The following is a 19919-nucleotide window of genomic DNA, read 5'->3' as shown; positions in this document are numbered from 1 at the left end:
CTCAATCGGCTCAGCGCTCGTTCGGCTTGGCCTGCTCGCCCCGGTTCGCGGCCTCGGCCTGCGCGGCGGCCTCCTCGGCGGCCCGCACCGCGCGGTCCTGTGCCTCGGTGAGCTCGTCCACCACCAGCAGGTCCTCCCGGACCTTGCCGGTGCGGTAGCCCGCGCGCCCGACCAGGTGCGCGGCCACCGGCGCAGTGAGCATCTGGAACAGCGCGACCAGCACCAGCGCCCAGACCGCCGACCCGTCCCGCAGCCGCAGCGACAGGCCGAGCAGCACCAGCACCAGGCCCAGCACCTGCGGCTTGGTGCCCGCGTGCATCCGGGACAGCAGATCGGGGAAGCGCAGCACACCGACCCCGGCGGCGAACGCCAGGGCGGCACCACCGAGCAGGCAGATCGCGGAGGCCACATCCGCGATGGCGGTCCAGTTCATCAGTGCCCCTCCCCGGTGTCCTTGCCGGAGTGCTCGGCGTCCTTGGCCCGGCGGGCGCGGCGCTCGGCCTCCGCCTCCTCCTCGGCCCGGATCCGCTCGGCCTCCTCGGCGGCGATCTCCTCCCGGGTGCGCACCCGGCCCTCACCCTCCGGCTCCACCGAGGCGAACCGGGAGATCGTGACCGAGCCGATGAACCCGACCAGGGACAGCACCACCAGGATCGGCACCACATCCGCCCGGCGGTCCACCGCGGCGTAGAGCGCGATCGCGGCGACCAGCACGCTGACCACGATGTCCAGGGCGATGGTCCGGTCCAGCATGGACGGACCCTTCTCCGCCCGGATCAGCGCCATCGCGGCGGCGCCGGCCAACAGCACCGCACTGACGATCACGACGACGATCATGCGGCCACCCCCTGACGACGACGGTGCGGGTGCGGGTCCAGTCCGGCCTCACGCAGCTCGGACTCCGAGGCCAGCGCGCGCAGCACCCGCTCCTCCTGGTCCAGCACCACCTGGCGGGCGGCCTCGATCCCGCCGACCTGGTCCACGTCCAGCACGTGCAGGAACAGCTTGCCGGTCAGCCGGTGCGCCTCGACCACCAGCGACCCGGGCACCAGGGAACACAGCTCCGCGGTGATGGTCAGGTACAGGTCCGAGTGCGAGCGCAGCTGGACGCCGATCACCGCACCGTGCGGGGTGTGGCGGGGGCGCAGCGCCACCCAGGACACCTCGATCGACGCCCGGAACAGGTCCCAGATGAACCGGCTGACCAGGACGATCAGGCCCCAGGGGTGCACCCGGCCGTGGAAGTCGATCGGGGTCATCCGCAGCAGCCCGGTCACCCCGGCCGCGATGATCAGGCCGGCGATCACGTTGCCCCAGGACAGCGAGCCCCACAGCAGCACCCAGACCACGGTCAGCCAGAGAATCGTCGGCCACTGGCGCAGCAGACTCGGCTTCGGCGCACGGCTCATGGCGTCACCTCCGGGCTGGGCTCGTCGTCCTCGGCCTGCCGGGCGACCTCCGCCGAGTCACCCTCGCCGCGTTCGCCGTCCGGCAGCACCGCCTCGACGTAGGCCCCGTCGGTCAATGCCTCGGCGGCGCGCTCGGCGTAGCCGTACAGCGGCCCGGCGAACACGGTCAGCGCCAGGCCGAAGACCACCAGCGCGGCGGCCGACCCGACCATGCCGCGCGGCAGGCTGGTGTCCGGCAGCGGCGCGGGCGGGTTCTGCCAGAACGCCTTGTTCCACGCCTTGATCAGCGCGTACAGCGTGAGCAGCGAGGTGATCACGCCGCCGACCACCAGGGTGATCGCCAGCGGCGTGCCGGCCTGGGTACCGGCCTGCATCAGGCCGACCTTGCCCAGGAACCCGGACAGCGGCGGGATGCCGGCCAGGTTCATCGCCGGGATGAAGAACAGGATCGCCAGCAGCGGCGCCGCCTTGGCCAGCCCACCGAGCTCGTCCAGCGACGTACTGCCGCCCCGGCGCTCGATCAGGCCGCTGACCAGGAACAGCGTGGTCTGCACCGTGATGTGGTGCGCGACGTAGTAGATCGCCGCGGTCCAGCCGGTCATCGAGCCCAGCGCGATGCCGAAGATCATGTAGCCGATGTGGCTGACCAGCGTGAAGGACAGCAGACGTTTGATGTCGTCCTGGGCGACCGCACCCAGGATGCCGACCAGCATGGTGGCCAGCGCCGCCCACATCAGCACCGTGTCCAGCCGGCCGTCCGGGAACAGCAGGGTCTGGGTGCGGATGATCGCGTAGACGCCGACCTTGGTCAGCAACCCGGCGAACACCGCGGTGACCGGGGCCGGGGCGGTCGGGTAGGAGTCCGGCAGCCAGGCGGACAGCGGGAAGATCGCCGCCTTGATCCCGAATGCCAGCAGCAACAGGATCTGCAGCAGCAGCCGCACCCCGGAGTCGATCTCCGGCAGCCGCTCGGCCAGCTGGGCCAGGTTCACCGTGCCGGTGGCGGCGTAGATCAGCGCGATCGCGATCAGGAACAGCACCGAGGACAGCAGCGCCACGACGACGTACACGCTGCCGGCCCGGATCCGCTCGCCGGTGCCGCCCATGGTCAGCAGCACGTAGGAGGCGAACAGCAGGATCTCGAAGCCGACGTAGATGTTGAACAGGTCGCCGGACAGGAAGGCGTTCGCCACCCCGGCGGTCAGGATCAGGTACGTCGGGTGGTAGATCGACACCGGTGCGGCCTCGTCGCCGTCGGCCTCACCCTGGGCCAGCGAGTACAGCTGCACGCACAGGGTGACCGCGGCGGAGACGGTCAGCATCAGGGCGCTGAGCCGGTCGGCGACCAGGTCGATGCCCACCGGGGCCGCCCAGTTGCCGACGTCGATCACCACCGGGCCGGAGTCGGCGGCGACCAGCAGGATCGCCGCGACCACCAGCACGATGCTGAGCGCCAGCACCGAGATGATCCGCTGCAACCGGGGCCGGCGGTACAGGGCCAGCGCCAGTCCGGCACCGAACAGCGGCACCACCACCGGCAGCGGCACCAGCCAGGAGAACTCGCTCATGCGCGGTCCTCCTTGTCGGCCGGGTGCAGCGGGTCGGGGGTGGGTGGCAGGGCGTCCTCGCCGTCGTCGGTCTCGTCGCGGGTCTCGGCCGCCTGTTCGTCCAGGGTGTCGATCGTGTCCTCGGTGTCGGCGTCCTCGGTGGCACGCTCGTCCCGGGCGGCCAGCCGGGCGATCCGGCGGTCCTCGATGTCGTCCTGGACCTCGTCGTGGCGGTGCAGCTGCCAGGAGCGGTAGGCCATCGCCAGCACGAAGGCGGTGGTGGCCAGGGTGATCACGATCGCGGTCAGCACCATCGCCTGGGGTAGCGGGTCGGCCTGTTCCTCCACCGGCGCACCGCCCACGATCGGCGGGCGCCCGGCGCGGCCACCGGCGATCAGGAACAGCAGGTTCGCGGCGTTGCCCAGCAGGATCACGCCGATCAGCACCCGGGTCAGCGAGCGCTCCAGCACCAGGTACACCCCGGCGGTGACCAGCACGACGATCACGGCGACCAGCACCAGGTTCGGGCTCATGTCGATCATGCGTCACCGCCCTTCGTCGCCGGGCCGGCCGGTTTCCCGGCACCGCGGCGGGCGGCGGCACGGATCGCGGCGAACGGGTCGTTCATCTGCTCCCCTGGTTCGGCGTCCCCGCCCACCGGCAGGTCGTAGGCCTCACCGGCGGCCTCGGCCTGGCGGTCCAACTCGGCGCCCAGGCTGCGCAGGATGTCCAGCACCAGCCCGACCACCACCAGGTACACCCCGATGTCGAAGAACAGCGACGTCACCAGGTGGATGTCGCCGATCAGCGGCAGGTGCAGGTCGATGATCCAGGACTGCAGCACCGATCCCCCGGCCAGCAGGGCGACCAGCCCCACCCCGGCGGACAGGAACAGCCCGGAACCGAGCAGCAGACCCGGCTGCACCGGCGCCGCCTCGCCCAGCTCGTAGCGGCCACCGGCCAGGTAGCGCACGATCAGCGCGATCCCGGTGACCAGCCCCGCCGCGAAGCCGCCGCCGGGGTTGTTGTGCCCGGAGAACAGCAGGAACAGCGAGTACACGATCATGGTGTGGAACAGCAGCCGCACCACGACCTCGAACACCACCGAGCGTCGTTGCGGCGCCAGGGTCCGGGCCGAGCGCAGCCACTCGCGCGGCTGGTAGGCGGCGCGACGGGTGTCCGAGATCGGCAGGTTGCGCACCGCGCCCTGCGGGTCGGCCGAGCCGGTGCCGGTCCAGACCTGGCGGTGCTCCGGCGCCTCGCCCGCCCGGTAGATCGCCCCGGAGCGGCGGCGCAGGAACACCAGCGAGGCGACCCCGGTGGCGGCGACCAGCAGCACCGAGATCTCGCCCATCGTGTCCCAGGCACGGATGTCGACCAGCGTCACGTTGACGATGTTCTTGCCGCCGCCGAACTCGTAGGCCTCCGCCGCGAAGTCCACCGACACCGGGTCGTGCACCCGGGCACCGGGCACCACCAGCGCGAGGCCGCCCACGGTCAGACCGGCCGCCAGGCCGACCGCCAGCCGCACCCAGCGCGAGCTGGTCCGGGGCCGGTCGGAGAAGTACGGCGGCAGGCGGCGCATCACCAGCACGAAGACCACCAGGGTCAGCGTCTCGGTCAGCACCTGGGTCAGCGCGAGGTCGGGGGCGCCCTGGAGCAGGAATAGCGCGGCGATGCCGTAGCCGCACACGCCGAGCAGGATCACGGCCTTGAGCCGGCGCCGGGCCCGGGCCACCAGGATCGCGGCCAGCGCGATGAACAGGCCGAACACCACCTGGGCGGGCTCGTCCCAGCGCACCACGTCGTCCGGCAGCGAGGTCAGCCGCAGCATCGGGATGCCGACCCCGAGCACGAAGACCACCAGGATCGACCCCAGGTACAGCGGCAGCGAACCACGCTGGGTCTGGGCGGTGACATCCGCGGCCAGGTCGTCCAGGCGGCGCATCAGGCGGCGGTAGACCCGGTCCGCCTCGGGCACCCGCGGCATCGCGGCCTGCAGGTGCTCGACGAAGGTCCGGCGCCAGAACAGCAGCCCGCCCACGGCGAGCACCGCGATGGTCACCAGCAGCGGGAGCCCGACCCCGCCCCAGAGCGTCAGGTGGCCGGCCTCGCCCACCGGGTACTGGTCCGCGTGCGGGGCGAGCAGTTCCTCGCCGAAGTGCGGCACCAGGGCCACCGCGATGCCGAGCACCGCCAGCAGCAGGGCGGGCCAGACCAGGATCCAGGACGGGCGGCCGACCGGTGCGGGCTCCTCGAGCAGGTCGCGCGGGTCCTCGACCTCGGGCACCGGCAGGTGCGCCTCGGTGGCGGTGATCATCCGGACCTTGGCGGCGGACATCACCGGCTTGGTCGCGAAGGCGCCCCACCAGAACCGCAGTCCGTAGGCGACGGTCAACGCGGAGCCGACCGCGACCCCGGCCAGCACCACCAGGCCCAGGGTGTCGCCCTCGTGCGCGAAGGCCTCCAGCGCCGCCTCCTTCGCCACGTACCCGGCGAACGGCGGCAGGCCGATCATCGACGCGGTGGCCAGCCCACCGGCCAGCGCGGTGAACGGCAGGGCACGGCCCACCCCGGACAGCCGGCGCAGGTCACGGGTGCCGGTGGCGACGTCGACCACCCCGACCACCAGGAACAGCGCCGCCTTGAACATCGCGTGCGCGCCGAGCATCGCCAGCCCGGCCAGCGCGGTCGCCCGGGTGCCGTAGCCGACCAGCAGCACGATCAGGCCGAGCTGGCTGACCGTGCCGAAGGCCAGCACCAGCTTGAGGTCGTGCTGGCGCAGCGCCCGGTACCCGCCGAGCAGCAGGGTGCCCAGCCCGAGGATCACGATGAACCAGCGCCACACGGTCAGCTCGGAGTACGCCGGGGCGAACCGGGCGACCAGGTAGACCCCGGCCTTCACCATCGCCGCCGCGTGCAGGTAGGCACTGGTCGGGGTGGGTGCGGCCATCGCGGCCGGCAGCCAGAAGTGGGTGGGGATCAGCGCGGACTTGGTCGCGGCGCCGATCAGCAGGCAGACCACCCCGGCGGTGACCAGCGAGGAGTGCGGCGGGTCGGCCAGGATCGCGGACAGGCTGTAGGTGCCCGCCGCCTCGCCGATGAAGATGATCCCGACCAGCATCGCCAGACCGCCGGCCGTGGTGACGACGATCGCCTGCATCGCCGCCCGCCGGGAGGCCTTGCGCTCGTGGTAGTGGCCGATCAGCAGGTAGGAGAAAACCGTGGTCAGCTCCCAGAACACGAACAGCAGCAGGGTGTTGTCCGCGGTGACCAGGCCGAACATCGCCCCGGCGAAGGCGGTCAGCACGCCGCCGAACCGGCCCAGCCCGGACGCGCCCGCCTTGAAGTAGGCCGCGCAGTAGATCAGCACCACCGCGCCGACCCCACCGACCAGCAGGCTCATCAGCCAGCTCAGCGTGTCCATCCGGAACGTGAGGTCCAGGCCGATCGCCGGGATCCAGGCCACGGTCTGGGTCGGTCCCCGGCCGTCCATCACCGCACCGGTCAGGCTCAGCGCCCAGACCGCGACCGCCGCGGGGGCGAGCGCGAGCACCCAGAACGCTTTGCGGCCGAGCCACGACACCAGGGCAGGCGCGGCCAGGGCAGCGACGAGATGCAACGTGAGCAGGTGCAGCAAGCGCTCGCTCCGTCCTGTCGGTGGGCGGGTGAGGTCATGGTCGCATCGCCGGATCGGCAGCGCCCCCGTGGACCCCAGCCACGGGCACAACACAGAACGACGACTTCAGTTGTCAGATCACAGGTACGACGACGCACGGCAACGCGGGGCGTCGTCGTGGTCAAGGGATCGGCGGCACTCTATCAAGGTGGGCCTTTGGTCCGCGCTGTGCGTTCGCCCACGGCGATCACGTCCCGGTGTGCGCGCTCCCGGCCGGGCTAGCCTCATCCGGTGACCGCCCTGCGCCTGAGCTGCTTGATCCTGGTGCTCCTCGCCACCGTCGCCGGGGTGGCGGTCTTCGTCCACGGCGCGATCCGGTTGACCCGGGCGATCCGGATGGGCCGGCCCGCGCCCGGCCGCTCCGGACCGGTGCTGCGCCGGACCGGCCTGGTGCTGCGCGAGATGCTCGGACACGGCCGGTTCCAGCACACCCCGGTGGTCCGGATCGCGCACTGGACCGTGATGGTGTCCTTCCCGATCCTGTTCTTCACCCTGGTCACCGGGTACGGGCAGGTCGTCGACCCGGCCTGGACCCTGCCGGTGCTCGGTCACCTGGCGCCCTGGCAGTGGCTGACCGAGGTGATCGCCTGGCTGTCGCTGGCCGGCATCCTCGCGCTGATCGTGTTGCGGGTGCGGATCACCCCGCGCCGGGACACCCCGGAGCCGGTGGCCCGCCGGTCGCGGTTCGCCGGGTCGAACACCGGGCAGGCCGTGGTGGTCGAGGCCACCGTGCTGCTGGTGGTGCTGGCGGTGCTGCTGCTGCGCGGGCTGGAGTACCGGCTGGGCCTGGGACCGGCCTGGCAGTTCCCGACCACCGCCTGGATCGGCGACCTGTTCTCCGGGGTCGGCACCGGCACCGTCGAGACGCTGATCGTGGTGTGCGCCACGGTGAAGATCCTGGTGTCGATGGCCTGGTTCGTGGTGGTGGGCAGCCGGCCGGCGATGGGCATCGCCTGGCACCGGTTCCTGGCCGTGGTCAACCTGTACGCCCGGCGCTACGACGACGGCCGGCCGGCGCTCGGACCGCTGGAACCGGTGCGGGTCGACGGTGCGCCGCTGGACGTCGCCGCGCTGGACCAGCTGCCCGAGGACGCCCGGCTCGGTGCCCGGGCGGTGCAGGACCTGAGCTGGAAGCAACTGCTGGACGTGGCCACCTGCACCGAGTGCGGGCGCTGCCAGGACCAGTGCCCGGCCTGGGCCACCGGCAAACCGCTCACCCCCAAGGGCGTGGTGATGGCGCTGCGCGACCACGCCGCCGCGACCGCCCCCTATCTGACCGCGACCGGCTCGGCGCACGTGGACGTCGACCTGGTCGCCTCCGGCGTGATCGACACCGACGCGCTGTGGGCCTGCACCACCTGCGGCGCCTGCGTCCAGCAGTGCCCGGTGGACATCGAGCACGTCGACACCATCGTGGACATCCGGCGGTACCAGACCCTGATGGAGTCCGCCTTCCCCGCCGAGCTGGCCGGGACGTTCACCAAGCTGGAGCGGCGCGGCAACCCGTGGGGGCTGCCGGCCCGCCAGCGGCTGAACTGGGCCAAGGACCTGCCGTTCGACGTGCCGGTGATCGGCGCCGATGTCGAGTCGGCGGCCGACGTCGACTACCTGTTCTGGGTCGGCTGCGCAGGGGCGTTCGAGGAGAAGGCCGTCCGCACCACCCGCGCGGTGGCCGAACTGCTGCACACCGCCGGGGTGTCCTTCGCGGTGCTCGGCGACCAGGAGGGCTGCACCGGCGACCCGGCCCGCCGCGCCGGCAACGAGGTGCTGTTCCAGCTGCTCGCCACCGGCAACGTCGACACCCTGAACCAGGCCGGGGCGGGGGCCGTCGTGGTCACCTGCGCGCACTGCTTCAACACCCTGGCCCGGGAGTACCCGCAGCTCGGCGGCCACTACGACGTCGTGCACCACACCGAGCTGCTGAACCGGCTGGTCGCCGAGCAGCGGCTGGTCCCGGTCGAGGGCGCCGACCTGGGCCGGGTCACGTACCACGACCCCTGCTACCTGGGCCGGCACAACCAGGTCTACACCCCGCCGCGCGAACTGCTGGCCGCGATCCCCGGCGCCGAACCCGCCGAGATGCCCCGCAACCGCGAGCGCTCCTTCTGCTGTGGGGCCGGCGGTGCCCGGATGTGGATCGAGGAGTCGATCGGCACCCGGATCGGCACCACCCGCGCGCAGGAGGCCATCGACACCGGTGCCGAGGTGATCGCGACCGCCTGCCCGTTCTGCACCGTGATGCTCACCGACGGGGTCGCCGCCGCGGAGGTGAACCGCAGCGGGATCGGGGTGCCGGAGGTGGCGGATATCGCGGTGCTGCTGGCGGGGCGGGTGCGGGCGGGCTGAGCCCTTACCCGTGCAGCCCGAGTGGGTCGGCATTGCACTCATCGAACACCCGCTCCCCGGTCCGTTCGTCGACCGTGAAGGGCAGGAGCCCGCCCTGGGTGTCGTACCAGCGGCGATAGTCGTCGGCGGAGAACGACGGCGCCACCACGTCCCGGCGCACCAGGCAGGCGGCCATGATCTCCGCCTCGTCCAGGTTCTCCGGGTTCCTGGCCACCTGTTCGTACAGGTAGTCGACGCTCCCGCGGTGCTCGACATCGCAGGACTCGACCCGTTCCTGCACCAGCTCCTCGGGCACATCGGGCGACCCGGCGTCCAGCGTGAAGCCACCGTTCGCCGTCCAGGTCACGGCGTATCCCGCCTCCGCCAGGCACTGGGCGAAGGCCTCGCGGACCTGCGCGTACTCGGCATCGGAGACCACGCCGTCGGCCAGCATCTGCCGCTGCTCCCCGGTGGTGGCGGAGCGGTGCGCCGCAGCGAAGTCCTCGGCCCACGGACCCTCGAACGCGGGTCCGGCCGACCCGTCGCCGGGTGCCGGGTCGCCGCCGCAGCCGGTCGTGCCCAGGAGCAGCGCGGCCAGACACGCGGCGACCGCGCTGGCACGAACACGCATCGACATGGTCAGCCCCCTCGGCTCGGTCCGGCTGGACCATCCCTACCAGACCGGGCACGGCCCCATGCAGGACCCGGCACCCCCCGCGGTCCGGACGCGCACCCACCGAGGGCGCAGTTCCGGTTGGTCCGCTCGGCCGCAGGCCACCGCGAACTGCGCCCTCGGCAGCTCCCGCAGTTGTTGGACTGCGTCCAACAATGTGAGAGGGTCGTCCGGTGCTGCCCACCATCGAGCGCGGGATCGACGGCCCGCCCCTGGACTACCGGGAGGGCTGGACCCTCCAACGCACGCTGCACGACGACGTCGCCTCCGGGGCCCGCCCCGGCACCCTGCTGCTCTGCCAGCACGCCCCGGTGTACACCGCGGGCCGGCGCGCCCATCGCAGCGAGTTCCCGGATCCGGCGCTGACCGACACCCCGGTGGTGCCGGTGGACCGCGGCGGGCGGGTGACCTGGCACGGTCCGGGGCAGTTGATCGGCTACCCGATCGTGCGGCTGCGGATGCCGCTGGACGTGGTGGCGTACGTGCACACGCTGGAGGAGGCGCTGATCCGGGTGGCCGCCGGGTTCGGTGTGGCGGCGGGGCGGGTCGAGGGTCGCTCGGGCGTCTGGGTCCGGCGGCCCGGGGCGCCGGACGCGAAGCTGGCGGCGATCGGTGTCCGGGTGGCCCGGGAGGTGACCATGCACGGCTTCGCGCTGAACGTGGACCACCCGCTGACCCCCTACGACCTGATCGTCCCGTGCGGACTGCCCGACGCCGGGGTCACCACCCTGGCGGCCGAGACCGGGCGGCCGATCACCGTGCGCGACGTGCTGCCCGCCGTGGTCGAGGCCCTGACCGAGCTGCTGCCGTCGGTGGCCGAGCTCGCCCCCGCCACGGCCGAGGAGGTGCCGGCATGACCGCCCCCGGCGACCGCAAACTGCTCCGGCTCGAGGTGCGCAACATGGCCACCCCGATCGAGCGCAAACCCGAGTGGATCAAGACCCGCGCCCGGATGGGCCCGGAGTACCGGCAGCTCCATGGCCTGGTGACGTCAGAGGGCCTGCACACGGTGTGCCAGGAGGCCGGCTGCCCGAACATCTTCGAGTGCTGGGAGGACCGCGAGGCCACCTTCCTGATCGGCGGCGCCCAGTGCACCCGGCGCTGCGACTTCTGCCAGATCGGCACCGGGCGGCCGGCGGAGTACGACACCGACGAGCCGCGCCGGGTCGGCGAGTCGGTCGCCCGGATGGGCCTGCGCTACGCCACGGTCACCGGGGTGGCCCGGGACGACCTGCCGGACGAGGGCTCGTGGCTGTACGCCGAGACGATCCGGGAGATCCACCGGCAGGCACCGGGCACCGGGGTGGAGATCCTGGTGCCGGACTTCTCCGGTCGCGCCGAGCACCTGGACCGGGTGTTCGAGGCCGCGCCGGAGGTGTTCGCGCACAACGTGGAGACCGTGCCCCGGGTGTTCCGGCGGATCCGGCCGGCGTTCCGCTACGAACGGTCGCTGGACGTGCTGACCCAGGGCCGGGCGGCGGGGCTGATCACCAAGTCGAACCTGATCCTCGGCATGGGTGAGGAGCGGCACGAGGTCAGCACCGCGCTGCGCGACCTGCACGCGGCGGGCACCGACATCATCACGATCACCCAGTACCTGCGCCCCTCGCCCCGGCACCTGCCGGTGGCCCGGTGGGTGCACCCCGAGGAGTTCACCGAGATCGCCGCCGAGGCGGAGGAGATCGGCTTCCTCGGGGTGCTGGCCGGGCCGCTGGTGCGCTCGTCCTACCGGGCGGGCCGGCTGTGGGCGCGCTCGATGGCCGGGCACGGGCGACCGGTGCCGGACCATCTGCGGGCGCTGGCCGAGCCGGTGGCCTGAGCGATCAGTCCCCGGTCGCCTTGCGCAGCGTCACGAAGGACACCACCGCGGCGGCGACCGCGACCACGATCCCGAGCAGGGCCGAGCGCTGCATGCCCAGGTCGAAGGCGGCCCGGGCGGAGGACAGCAGGCTGTCGGCGACCCCGGCGTCGATCTCCCCGGCGACCCGGACCGCGCCGGCCAGGGTCTCGGCGGCCGCGTGCGCCTGGTCGCCGGTCACCGCAGCCGGGACGACCACCTGCGCCCGGTAGGTCGCGTTCAGCACCGAGCCGAGCACCGCGACGCCCAGCGTGGTGCCGAGCTCGTAGGCGGTCTCGGACACCGCGGAGGCGGCACCGGCCTTCTCCGCCGGGACGGAGGACACGATCTCGTCGTTGGTCAGCGTCTCGGCCAGGCCGACCCCGAGCGCCATCACCACGAAGGCCACCGCAATGGTGCCCGCGGTCGGATCGGTGCCGACCCGGCTGGCCAGCAGGTAGCCGAGGGCGGCGAGCAGGAAGGACCCGCCGATCAGGGTGGCCGGGCGGATCCGCTTGACCAGCTTCACCGCCAGCAGGCCCGCCACCACCGAGGCGACCAGCCCGGGCAACAGCACCAGGCCGGCGTCCATCGGCGACATCCCGAGCACCAGCTGCAGGAACTGGGACACCACCACCAGCAGGCCGCTGAAGCCCATGATGGACAGCAGGTTCGCCGACACCGCACCGGAGAAGCTGGCCCGGGTGAACAGGGTGACGTCCAGCATCGGGGTGGCCAGCCGGAGCTGACGACGCACGAACAGGGTGCCGGCGGTCAGGCCGATCGCCACGCCCAGTAAGGTCCGGACGGTCACCCCGCGCTCGCCGACCTCGATGATCGCGTGCACCAGCGGCAGCATGGTGACCAGCGACAGGGCGATGCTCGGCACGTCCACCCGGCCGGGGTTCGGGTCGCGGGACTCCGGCACCAGCCAGAGCGCCAGCGGGATCAGCACCAGCAGCAGCGGGGTGTTCAGCAGGAACACCGACCCCCACCAGAAGTGGGTGAGCAGGAACCCGCCGACGATCGGCCCCAGCGCGCCACCGGCGGCGAACCCGGCGGCCCAGATCGCGATCGCCAGCCGGCGCTGGGCGCGGTCGGTGAACACGTTCCGCAGCAGGGACAGCGTCGACGGCATCAGGGTGGCGCCGAAGACGCCGAGCAGTGCCCGGGCCGCGATCAGCAGCTCCGGGGTCGGCGCCCAGGCGGCCAGCAGCGACACCAGTGCGAAGCCGGTCGCGCCGATCAGCAACAGCCGCCGCCGCCCGATCCGGTCGCCCAACGACCCCATCGGCACCAGCAGCCCGGCCAGCATCAGCGGGTAGGCGTCCACGATCCACAGCAGCTGCCCGCCGGTGGCGCCCAGCGCGGTGGTGATCGCGGGCAGCGCGAAGCTGAGCACGGTGTTGTCCACCGAGATCAGCAGCACCGGCAGCATCAGCACGGCCAGGGCGGACCACTGGCGGCACGAGCTGGAACGGGTCGCCGGCGGGGCGAGGAGGGCGGACATCGGGCACGGCCTTTCCGGTTCGGAACGTCATCGCGGGATCGGGTCGCGCTCTGCCTCGGGCGTCCCGGGCGGCTCTCGACCGACGTCGACTGTACCGTCTGGACGGTACAGTCGCTAGCCCGGGCGTGGAGAGGCGCGCCACACCGGTACCGTCGTCCCCATGGCCGACCCCGCGAGCACCCGCGACCGCCTGATCGATGCCTTCGAGCAGGTGCTGATCGCCCATGGCAGCCGCGCCGCCACCCTCGATGCCGTCGCCGCGGCGGCCGGGGTGTCCAAGGGCGGACTGCTCTACCACTTCAAGAACAAGGCGGCGCTGGAGGCCGGGCAGCGCGAGCGGCTGGCCCGGCTGGGAGCGGCGGACATCGCCGCGATGCGGGAGGCGCCGAACGGGGCGGCCGACTACTACCTGGTGGAGTCGACGTCCTCCGGTGGGGCGCTGGACCGGGCGCTGATCGCGGCGGCGCGGCTGGCCGAGGACGCCGGGGAGCACGAGTCGGTGCTGGAGGACCTGCGGGCCGCCTGGTATGAGGCGTTGCTGGCCGAGCTCGGCGACCCGGCGCTGGCCCACGTGATCCAGCTGGTCGGCGATGGGATGTACTACAACGCGGTGGCCGGCACCCGGGACGAGGGCGCCCTGGAGCACGCCCGGGAGATCCTGGCCCGCCTGCGCGGCTGAGACCTCCGGGTCAGAGCGTCCCGGTGGAGGCCCAGGTGTCCACCGCCCGGGCCAGCGCGTCCCGGTTGTCCACCCCGGCCTTGCGGAAGGCGTTCAGCAGGTGGTTCTCCACCGTGCGCACGCTCAGCACCAGCGAGGCGGCGATCTCCGCGGTGTGCATCCCCTCGGAGACCATCACGGCGATCTCCCGCTCCCGGGAAGTCAGGTCCACCGACCGGGCCAGCGGGGCGAACAGCCCACGGAGGTCGCCGGCGTAGACCGCGGCCTCGGCCCAGGACCGCTCGGCCTGCCGCGACCCGCTCTCGATGTCGCCGCGGGTGCGCAGGGCCAGGGCCCGGGTCACCCCGGCGCGGGTGGCGTACAGCTCGTACCCGGCCTCGTGCAGGTGTCCGGCGCTGGTCGCCAGGGCGTCCACGTCGTCCAGGCCGACCGCGACGCAGTACTCCGCGAGGGTCTGCACCAGCGCGGAGCCGACGTCCTTGACCCGCTCGGCCAGCTCGGCGGCCCGGGCCGGTTCGGGGCGGCGCTCCAGGGCGGCCACCGCGATCGTCATCGCCGAGACGACCATCCCGGCGTCCAGCCGCTCGTCCACCAGGTCCCACAGGGCGTCGGAGGTCTCGGCGCCGGGGCCGCGCACCAGGGACGTGGCCATGTCCGGGGCCATCGCCGGGTAGGGACCGCGGGGGGCGCCGAGCGCCTCGGCCTGCTCCGCCAGGCTCTCCGCATAGCTGGCCCGGCCCCGGAAGGACGCCACCACGGCGGCCAGGGTGAGCACGCCGTTCCGGAAGTGGGTCTGCAGGGTCTGGTTGTTGGGCAGCGCCAGCACCGAGGACAGCAGGGTGTCGCACTCGTCCAGCCGGCCCGCCATCATCAGGCCGAGCCCCGCCACGTAGGCATAGGCCTGGTACGCGCCCGGATCGAGGGCCGCCCGGGCCTCCTGGGCGTAGGACAGCGCCTGGCTGACCCCCTCCTCCGGGTGCCCGTCGAAGACCAGCAGCAGGGTGGCGCTCAACCGGGCACTGAGCCGGAACCGCGGTTCGAGCGGGTCGAACCCCTCCAGCTCCGCCCGTGCCTCGGCGATCCGGCCCGCGGCCACCAGGCACTCGGCGCGGGTAGCCCGCAGCGCCTCCCTGTTCACCGGGTCCTCACCGACCTGGTCCGGGTGCAGCAGGGCGTCGTCGGGGATCCGGGAGGTGATCAGGCACAGGTGGGCCCGGGTCGCGCTGAGCAGGCCGGCGTACTCGGGGAACCGGGGCATCGCCTCGGCCACCAGCCGGTCCGCCGCCTCGAGGTCGCCGCGGCGCAACCCCAGGTCGACCGCGTGCCAGACCACCAGCAGCGCCTCCGAGCGCGGGTCGTCCGGCGCCGGGTTGGTGCCGCGCACCACGGCGTCGACCTCCTCGGCATCGGCCTGGACGCCGAGCAGCGCGATCAGCAACGGCACCGCGTGCGCGGGGGTGGGCTGGTCCGTCCAGGCGGTGCGGCGGGTCTCGGCCTCGACCTGCCACTGTTCGTCGAACCGGCGGCCGATCATGGCCGGCGCACCCTGGGCGACCGCCCGGGGCGCGGTGGGGGGCACCGCACGCCAGGTGCCCCGGTCGCCCAACAGCCGGGAGAGTTCGCCGACGGCCCGCGACCGGCGGATCGGGCTGGACTCGTTGCGCAGGAACTCGGCGACCAGCGGCGGGAACACGCCGATCACCGGCTGCCCGCCGTCCTCCAGCACCTGCAGCAGTCCGGCGTCGTCCAGCTGGGTCAGCACCTGCCAGGGGATCGCGGACCGGGCCACCTCCAGGTCCAGGCTCCCGGCCAGGGAGAGCAGGGCCAGCGCGTCCAGGTGCTGTTCCTCCAGGCCGGCCAGCAGCGGCTCGACCGCCTGGGCCATCGACGGGTCCCACAGCCCGTCCCGGACCACCCACAGCCCGTCCCGGCGGACCAGCCGGCCACTGCGGCGACCGGTGTCGACCAGGGCCGCGACCAGGCCCGGCAGGCCGCCGGACTTGGTGGCGATCCGGGCCAGCGCCGAGGGTTCGACCGTCCCGGGCAGCAGCTCGTGCACCAGGGCGTGCACCGCGTCGTAGCGCAGCGGCGGCAGCACCACCCGGGCGGACGGCGCCATCTCCCCGGTGACGAACACGGTCTGGTTCTGGATCCGCCCGTCCGGACGGCTGGACGCCAGCACCGGCACCGGCACCCGGCGGCGAACCGCGGAGACCACCCCGGCGCTGACCTGGTCCACCGACTCGACGTCGTCGATCACCAGCACCGAGGGCCGGGCGCTGATCCGGCGTTCCAGGGCGGTCACCGCCGCGGACAGCGACCCGGGGCCGGAGGGGGCGTTCGGCACCTCCACCCCGCCGACGCCCAGTGCGGCCAGCGGCCGGTCGTGCAGGGCCGGGATCCCGTTGATCGTCACGGCGGAGATCCCGTCGTCGGCGAGCAGGTCCACCACCCGGCGCAGCACCGCGCTGCGGCCGGAGGTCCGCATCCCGACCACGTTCACACTGATCCCGGAGCGGAGGTATCCCACCACGGTCCGGATCGTGTCCGCGTGCAGTGCTACCTCGTCGCCCATAGACCGAAGCTACTCACCTCACCCGGAATCAGCGACAATTTCATGGCGATTTGTCGTTCTTATCCTGTGAACGCACCCTCATCCCGAGGTGGACGAACCCCCACCCGGCACCTACAGCCGCACCCGGCGCGGATTGCTGACCGAGGAGAACCGTGCGTCCTCCTCGCGCTGAAGGCCGTCCTGCTGGTCGGTCGTCTGCTCCATCGCCCATCCCCCCGGGTTGCTCTGCTCGATCTGGGCGACCAGTCTGAGCACTGTCCGTCCCGGTCGCATCCGGAGCGGGCGAACGGCAGGCAAAACTCGATCGGCCCCACCGGCGTGGGCACGGCGTCCCACACGGATCCGTGGACCGGTTGGCAGGATCGACAGTTCCGCCCGAGCGCCCGACAGCGGCCGAACCCCATCCGGAGGTCCGATTGACCGTCGACACCAGCCCTGCGTCCCTCCCCTACGCCGAGCCCACCGACCGGGTCCTGGGCGAACTGGGAGTGACCGACGACGGCCTCAGCGCCGCCCAGGCCGCCGACCGGCTGCGGACCGCGGGGCCGAACCGGCTGCCCGCCCCGCCGCGGCCAGGGGTGATCCGCCGCCTGCTGGGCCACTTCGACGACATCCTGATCTACATCCTGCTGGCCTCCGCGGTGCTCAAGGCGATCCTCGGCGACTGGATCGACTTCACCGTGATCCTGGCGGTGGCGGTGATCAACGGCCTGGTCGGCTTCATCCAGGAGGGTCAGGCCGAGAAGGCGCTGAACGGCATCAAGACCATGCTGTCCCTGGACGCCCAGGCGCGCCGGGACGGGCAGTGGCAGGTGATCGACGCCGAGACCCTGGTGCCCGGCGACGTGATCCGGGTCCGCTCCGGCGACCGGGTGCCCGCCGACGTCCGGCTGCTGTCCGCCACCAACCTGCAGGTCGACGAGGCCGCGCTCACCGGCGAGTCGGTGCCCGCCGCCAAGGACCCGCGGGCGGTCGACGCCCGGGCCGGGATCGGCGACCGGTCCTCGATGCTCTACTCCGGCACCCTGGTCGCCACCGGCACCGGGATCGGCGTGGTGGTCAGCACCGGCGGCGACACCGAGATCGGCCGGATCCAGGCGCTGGTCGCCGGGGTCGACCACCTGGACACGCCACTGACCCGGCAGCTGGCCGCGTTCGGCCGGGCGCTGTCGATCGGCATCCTGGTGATGGCCGCGGTGATGCTGGTGATCGGCCGGGTGGTGCACGACTTCGAGCTGCCCGACCTGGTCTCGGCCGCGATCGGCTTCGCGGTGGCCGCGGTGCCGGAGGGCCTGCCCGCCCTGGTCACGGTGACCCTGGCGCTCGGGGTGCAGCAGATGGCCCGGCGCAACGCGATCACCCGCAAGCTCACCTCGGTGGAGGCGCTGGGCTCGGTCACCACGATCTGCTCGGACAAGACCGGCACCCTGACCACGAACGAGATGACCGTGCGCTCGGTGGTCACCGCCGCCGGTGAGTACGACGTGCACGGCCTGGGCTACGCCCCCGAGGGCCACCTGACCTTCGACGGCGCCACCGTCGATCCCGGCGCCCGCACCGACCTGCGCCGGCTGATCCGGGCCGCCGGGTCCTGCAACGACGCCCGGGTGGTGCAGAACGCCGAGGGGCACTGGACGGTCGTCGGCCAACCGACCGAGGGCGCGGTCGCCACCCTGACCCGCAAGGCCGGCATCGACCTGTCCGGCGTGCACCGGCTCGCGGTGCTGCCCTTCGAGTCCGCCACCAAGTACATGGCCACCCTGGACGACGACGGCGGCGACCGGGTGCTGCGGGTGACCGGCGCCCCGGACCGGCTGCTGGAGCGCTGCACCCAGCAGTTGACCGCGGACGGCGGGGTCGAGCCGATGGACCGCGCGCACTGGGAGCGGGTGATCGACGAGCTGGCCGCCCAGGGTCTGCGCACCCTGTCCGCCGCCGAGCGCCCCGCCGGCCCGGAGCAGGACGGCCTGGCGCCCGAGGACGTGGCCGACGGCCTGGTGTTCCTCGGCGTGATCGGCATCGTCGACCCGCCGCGGCCGGAGGCGGTGCAGGCGATCGCCGACTGCCACCGGGCCGGGATCCGGGTCAAGATGATCACCGGCGACCACGTCGGCACCGCCACCGCCATCGCCCGCGAGCTCGGCATCGCCGGCCCGGAGGGCGAGGTGCAGGCCCTCACCGGCGCCGAGCTGGAGGAGATGACCGGCGACCAGCTGTCCGCCCGGGTGCGCGAGGTCGACGTGTACGCCCGCACCAGCCCCGAGCACAAGCTCCGGATCGTGCGCGCCCTGCAGGGCCACGGCGAGGTGGTCGCCATGACCGGCGACGGCGTGAACGACGCCCCGGCACTGACCCGGGCCGACGTCGGCATCGCGATGGGGATCAAGGGCACCGAGGCGACCAAGGAGGCCGCCGAGATCGTCCTGGCCGACGACAACTTCGCCACCATCGAGCGGGCGGTCGAGGAAGGCCGCCGGATCTACGACAACATCCGCAAGTCGGTGGTCTTCCTGCTGCCGACCAACGGCGCCCAGTCGCTGGTGATCCTGGTGGCGGTGATCTTCGGCCTGTCGCTGCCGCTGGCGCCGGTGCAGATCCTCTGGGTCAACCTGGTCACCGCGATCACGCTGTCGCTCGCCCTGGCCTACGAGCCCGCCGAGCCCGGCGTGATGAGCCGCCCACCGCGCAAGCCCGGCGGGTCGGTGCTGTCCCGGGACTCGCTCACCGAGGTGATCACCGCGTCGCTGCTGATCGGTGGCGCCACCCTGCTGGTCTACTTCATCGAGCGCGACTCCGGCTCCAGCAACGCGGTCGCCCAGACCACCGCGGTCACCATGCTGGCGCTCGGCCAGCTGGCCTTCCTGTTCTCCTGCCGGTTCCTGAACAACTCCAGCATCACGGTGCAGGTGCTGCGCGGGAACCCGGTGGTGTGGCTGGCGACCGGGGCGCTGGTGGTGTTCCAGCTGATCTTCACCTACGTGCCGTTCATGCACAGCTGGTTCGACTCGGCCCCGATCGGAGCCCGGCAGTGGGCGTTCACCGCCGGGCTCGCGATCGTGGTCTTCCTGCTGGTGGAGGCGATGAAGGCGCTCACCCGCGCCCGCGAGCGCCGTCGTCAGTAGGTCGAGGCGACCGACCAGAACTCGTCGCCCGGCTTGTTGATCAGGCGGTAGTCGAAGAACGACCCGTCGTGGAACGACACCCGCGCCACCGGCACCCCGCCCTGAGCGGTGGTGCCGGTGTCGTGGAAGGCGGCGACCTCGGTCCGGGGCACGCTGGCCAGCAGCTCCGCCGGGGTCTGGTTCATGGTCAGGCCCAGGTCCCACACGGTCAGCGACTGCGAGCCCAGCACCAGCACGTGCGGACCCGCCTGCTGCGGCAGCCGGCGCGCCGCCGACCCCTCGTCACCGCCCACGTGCCGGGAAGTGGACACCGCGTTCTGCACCGCCGACGTCGCGGCGTTGAACAGCCGGCCCTGGGCACTCATCCCACCGCCGCCGCCACGCTCGTAGGCGCTCGGGATCACCCCGGTGTGGGTCAGCACCTCGTCCCCGGGCGGCAACTGCCCGGCCAGCTCGGTGGCGATGTCGATCTCCGGACCACTGAAGAACGACTTGTACCGCTCCCACAGACCCATCTGCACGCACGTCCTCTCGGCTGTGGCCGGTGCGTGCGCGGTCGGCTC

At 72.8% G+C, this 19919-nt stretch carries 16 protein-coding genes; 5 read left to right on the top strand and 11 right to left on the bottom strand.

The window, feature by feature from the left end; translation table 11 throughout:
• Nucleotides 1-10: 10 nt before the first annotated feature.
• From mnhG to HGA03_RS12265, 6 genes are read right to left on the bottom strand one after another with little or no spacing between them, the layout of a single operon-like run.
• Nucleotides 11-433: a monovalent cation/H(+) antiporter subunit G gene (gene mnhG, locus HGA03_RS12290; RefSeq protein ID WP_168630574.1), complete on the bottom strand. Its 423-nt coding sequence runs from the start codon at nucleotides 431-433 to the stop codon at nucleotides 11-13.
• Nucleotides 433-837 carry an MrpF/PhaF family protein gene (locus HGA03_RS12285; protein ID WP_168630573.1) on the bottom strand — a complete coding sequence of 135 codons (405 nt, stop codon included), beginning with the start codon at nucleotides 835-837 and terminating at the stop codon, nucleotides 433-435. Before HGA03_RS12285 ends, mnhG begins: the two co-directional genes overlap by 1 nt.
• A complete protein-coding gene (locus HGA03_RS12280) occupies nucleotides 834-1409 on the bottom strand; it encodes a Na+/H+ antiporter subunit E (RefSeq protein WP_168630572.1) in 576 nt (191 codons plus the stop codon). Before HGA03_RS12280 ends, HGA03_RS12285 begins: the two co-directional genes overlap by 4 nt.
• On the bottom strand, nucleotides 1406-2977 hold the full coding sequence (locus tag HGA03_RS12275; protein ID WP_168630571.1) for a Na+/H+ antiporter subunit D: 1572 nt from the start codon (nucleotides 2975-2977) through the stop codon (nucleotides 1406-1408). The genes HGA03_RS12280 and HGA03_RS12275 overlap by 4 nt, the downstream gene beginning before the upstream one ends.
• The gene (locus tag HGA03_RS12270) at nucleotides 2974-3498 is read right to left on the bottom strand and encodes a Na(+)/H(+) antiporter subunit C (protein WP_168630570.1); all 525 of its coding nucleotides are present in this window, start codon (nucleotides 3496-3498) and stop codon (nucleotides 2974-2976) included. The genes HGA03_RS12275 and HGA03_RS12270 overlap by 4 nt, the downstream gene beginning before the upstream one ends.
• Nucleotides 3495-6596 carry a Na+/H+ antiporter subunit A gene (locus HGA03_RS12265; protein WP_168630569.1) on the bottom strand — a complete coding sequence of 1034 codons (3102 nt, stop codon included), beginning with the start codon at nucleotides 6594-6596 and terminating at the stop codon, nucleotides 3495-3497. Before HGA03_RS12265 ends, HGA03_RS12270 begins: the two co-directional genes overlap by 4 nt.
• A gap of 270 nt (nucleotides 6597-6866) precedes the next feature.
• Between HGA03_RS12265 and HGA03_RS12260 the strand changes: the two genes are divergently transcribed.
• The gene (locus HGA03_RS12260) at nucleotides 6867-8981 is read left to right on the top strand and encodes a heterodisulfide reductase-related iron-sulfur binding cluster (protein WP_168630568.1); all 2115 of its coding nucleotides are present in this window, start codon (nucleotides 6867-6869) and stop codon (nucleotides 8979-8981) included.
• A gap of 4 nt (nucleotides 8982-8985) precedes the next feature.
• On the opposite strand, the gene HGA03_RS12255 is transcribed toward HGA03_RS12260, so the two are convergent.
• Complete coding sequence (locus HGA03_RS12255; protein WP_168630567.1) at nucleotides 8986-9597, bottom strand: hypothetical protein; 612 nt, start codon at nucleotides 9595-9597, stop codon at nucleotides 8986-8988.
• A 209-nt stretch (nucleotides 9598-9806) separates the two neighbouring features.
• Between HGA03_RS12255 and lipB the strand changes: the two genes are divergently transcribed.
• Both lipB and lipA read left to right on the top strand, forming a co-directional pair.
• Nucleotides 9807-10490: a lipoyl(octanoyl) transferase LipB gene (gene lipB / locus HGA03_RS12250; protein WP_168630566.1), complete on the top strand. Its 684-nt coding sequence runs from the start codon at nucleotides 9807-9809 to the stop codon at nucleotides 10488-10490.
• Nucleotides 10487-11452, top strand: a complete 966-nt coding sequence (lipA, locus tag HGA03_RS12245) for a lipoyl synthase (protein ID WP_168630565.1) — start codon at nucleotides 10487-10489, stop codon at nucleotides 11450-11452. Before lipB ends, lipA begins: the two co-directional genes overlap by 4 nt.
• 4 nt (nucleotides 11453-11456) lie before the next feature.
• On the opposite strand, the gene HGA03_RS12240 is transcribed toward lipA, so the two are convergent.
• Nucleotides 11457-12980, bottom strand: a complete 1524-nt coding sequence (locus tag HGA03_RS12240) for an MFS transporter (protein WP_168630564.1) — start codon at nucleotides 12978-12980, stop codon at nucleotides 11457-11459.
• 160 nt (nucleotides 12981-13140) lie between these two features.
• Between HGA03_RS12240 and HGA03_RS19390 the strand changes: the two genes are divergently transcribed.
• Nucleotides 13141-13659 (top strand): TetR family transcriptional regulator, encoded by a 519-nt coding sequence (locus tag HGA03_RS19390; protein WP_168630563.1) that lies wholly within the window; start codon nucleotides 13141-13143, stop codon nucleotides 13657-13659.
• A gap of 10 nt (nucleotides 13660-13669) precedes the next feature.
• Here HGA03_RS19390 and HGA03_RS19385 read toward each other — a convergent pair whose 3' ends face one another.
• Nucleotides 13670-16234, bottom strand: coding sequence for a helix-turn-helix transcriptional regulator (locus tag HGA03_RS19385; RefSeq protein WP_168630562.1), 2565 nt, complete (start codon nucleotides 16232-16234; stop codon nucleotides 13670-13672).
• A gap of 111 nt (nucleotides 16235-16345) precedes the next feature.
• Nucleotides 16346-16489 (bottom strand): hypothetical protein, encoded by a 144-nt coding sequence (locus tag HGA03_RS12225; RefSeq protein ID WP_168630561.1) that lies wholly within the window; start codon nucleotides 16487-16489, stop codon nucleotides 16346-16348.
• 161 nt (nucleotides 16490-16650) lie between these two features.
• Between HGA03_RS12225 and HGA03_RS12220 the strand changes: the two genes are divergently transcribed.
• Nucleotides 16651-19356 carry a cation-translocating P-type ATPase gene (locus tag HGA03_RS12220; protein ID WP_168630560.1) on the top strand — a complete coding sequence of 902 codons (2706 nt, stop codon included), beginning with the start codon at nucleotides 16651-16653 and terminating at the stop codon, nucleotides 19354-19356.
• Here the strand turns inward: HGA03_RS12220 and HGA03_RS12215 are convergent.
• Nucleotides 19350-19871, bottom strand: coding sequence for a hypothetical protein (locus HGA03_RS12215; protein ID WP_168630559.1), 522 nt, complete (start codon nucleotides 19869-19871; stop codon nucleotides 19350-19352). The genes HGA03_RS12220 and HGA03_RS12215 overlap by 7 nt on opposite strands.
• Nucleotides 19872-19919: the final 48 nt, after the last annotated feature.

The organism is Cellulomonas denverensis (assembly GCF_012396125.1).
In the GTDB taxonomy this organism is placed as follows: Bacteria; Actinomycetota; Actinomycetes; order Actinomycetales; family Cellulomonadaceae; genus Cellulomonas; species Cellulomonas denverensis.
Note: the sequence above shows the minus strand (reverse complement) of the source record. Positions and strands in the feature narration are given on the sequence as shown.

What these genes read in the sequence shown, in the direction of transcription:
- mnhG (WP_168630574.1), bottom strand. Translation starts at nt 433, where the DNA reads ATGAACTGGACCGCCATCGCGGATGTGGCCTCCGCGATCTGCCTGCTC.
- HGA03_RS12285 (WP_168630573.1), bottom strand. Translation starts at nt 837, where the DNA reads ATGATCGTCGTCGTGATCGTCAGTGCGGTGCTGTTGGCCGGCGCCGCC.
- HGA03_RS12280 (WP_168630572.1), bottom strand. Translation starts at nt 1,409, where the DNA reads ATGAGCCGTGCGCCGAAGCCGAGTCTGCTGCGCCAGTGGCCGACGATT.
- HGA03_RS12275 (WP_168630571.1), bottom strand. Translation starts at nt 2,977, where the DNA reads ATGAGCGAGTTCTCCTGGCTGGTGCCGCTGCCGGTGGTGGTGCCGCTG.
- HGA03_RS12270 (WP_168630570.1), bottom strand. Translation starts at nt 3,498, where the DNA reads ATGATCGACATGAGCCCGAACCTGGTGCTGGTCGCCGTGATCGTCGTG.
- HGA03_RS12255 (WP_168630567.1), bottom strand. Translation starts at nt 9,597, where the DNA reads ATGTCGATGCGTGTTCGTGCCAGCGCGGTCGCCGCGTGTCTGGCCGCG.
- lipA (WP_168630565.1), top strand. Translation starts at nt 10,487, where the DNA reads ATGACCGCCCCCGGCGACCGCAAACTGCTCCGGCTCGAGGTGCGCAAC.
- HGA03_RS12240 (WP_168630564.1), bottom strand. Translation starts at nt 12,980, where the DNA reads ATGTCCGCCCTCCTCGCCCCGCCGGCGACCCGTTCCAGCTCGTGCCGC.
- HGA03_RS19390 (WP_168630563.1), top strand. Translation starts at nt 13,141, where the DNA reads ATGGCCGACCCCGCGAGCACCCGCGACCGCCTGATCGATGCCTTCGAG.
- HGA03_RS19385 (WP_168630562.1), bottom strand. Translation starts at nt 16,234, where the DNA reads ATGGGCGACGAGGTAGCACTGCACGCGGACACGATCCGGACCGTGGTG.
- HGA03_RS12215 (WP_168630559.1), bottom strand. Translation starts at nt 19,871, where the DNA reads ATGGGTCTGTGGGAGCGGTACAAGTCGTTCTTCAGTGGTCCGGAGATC.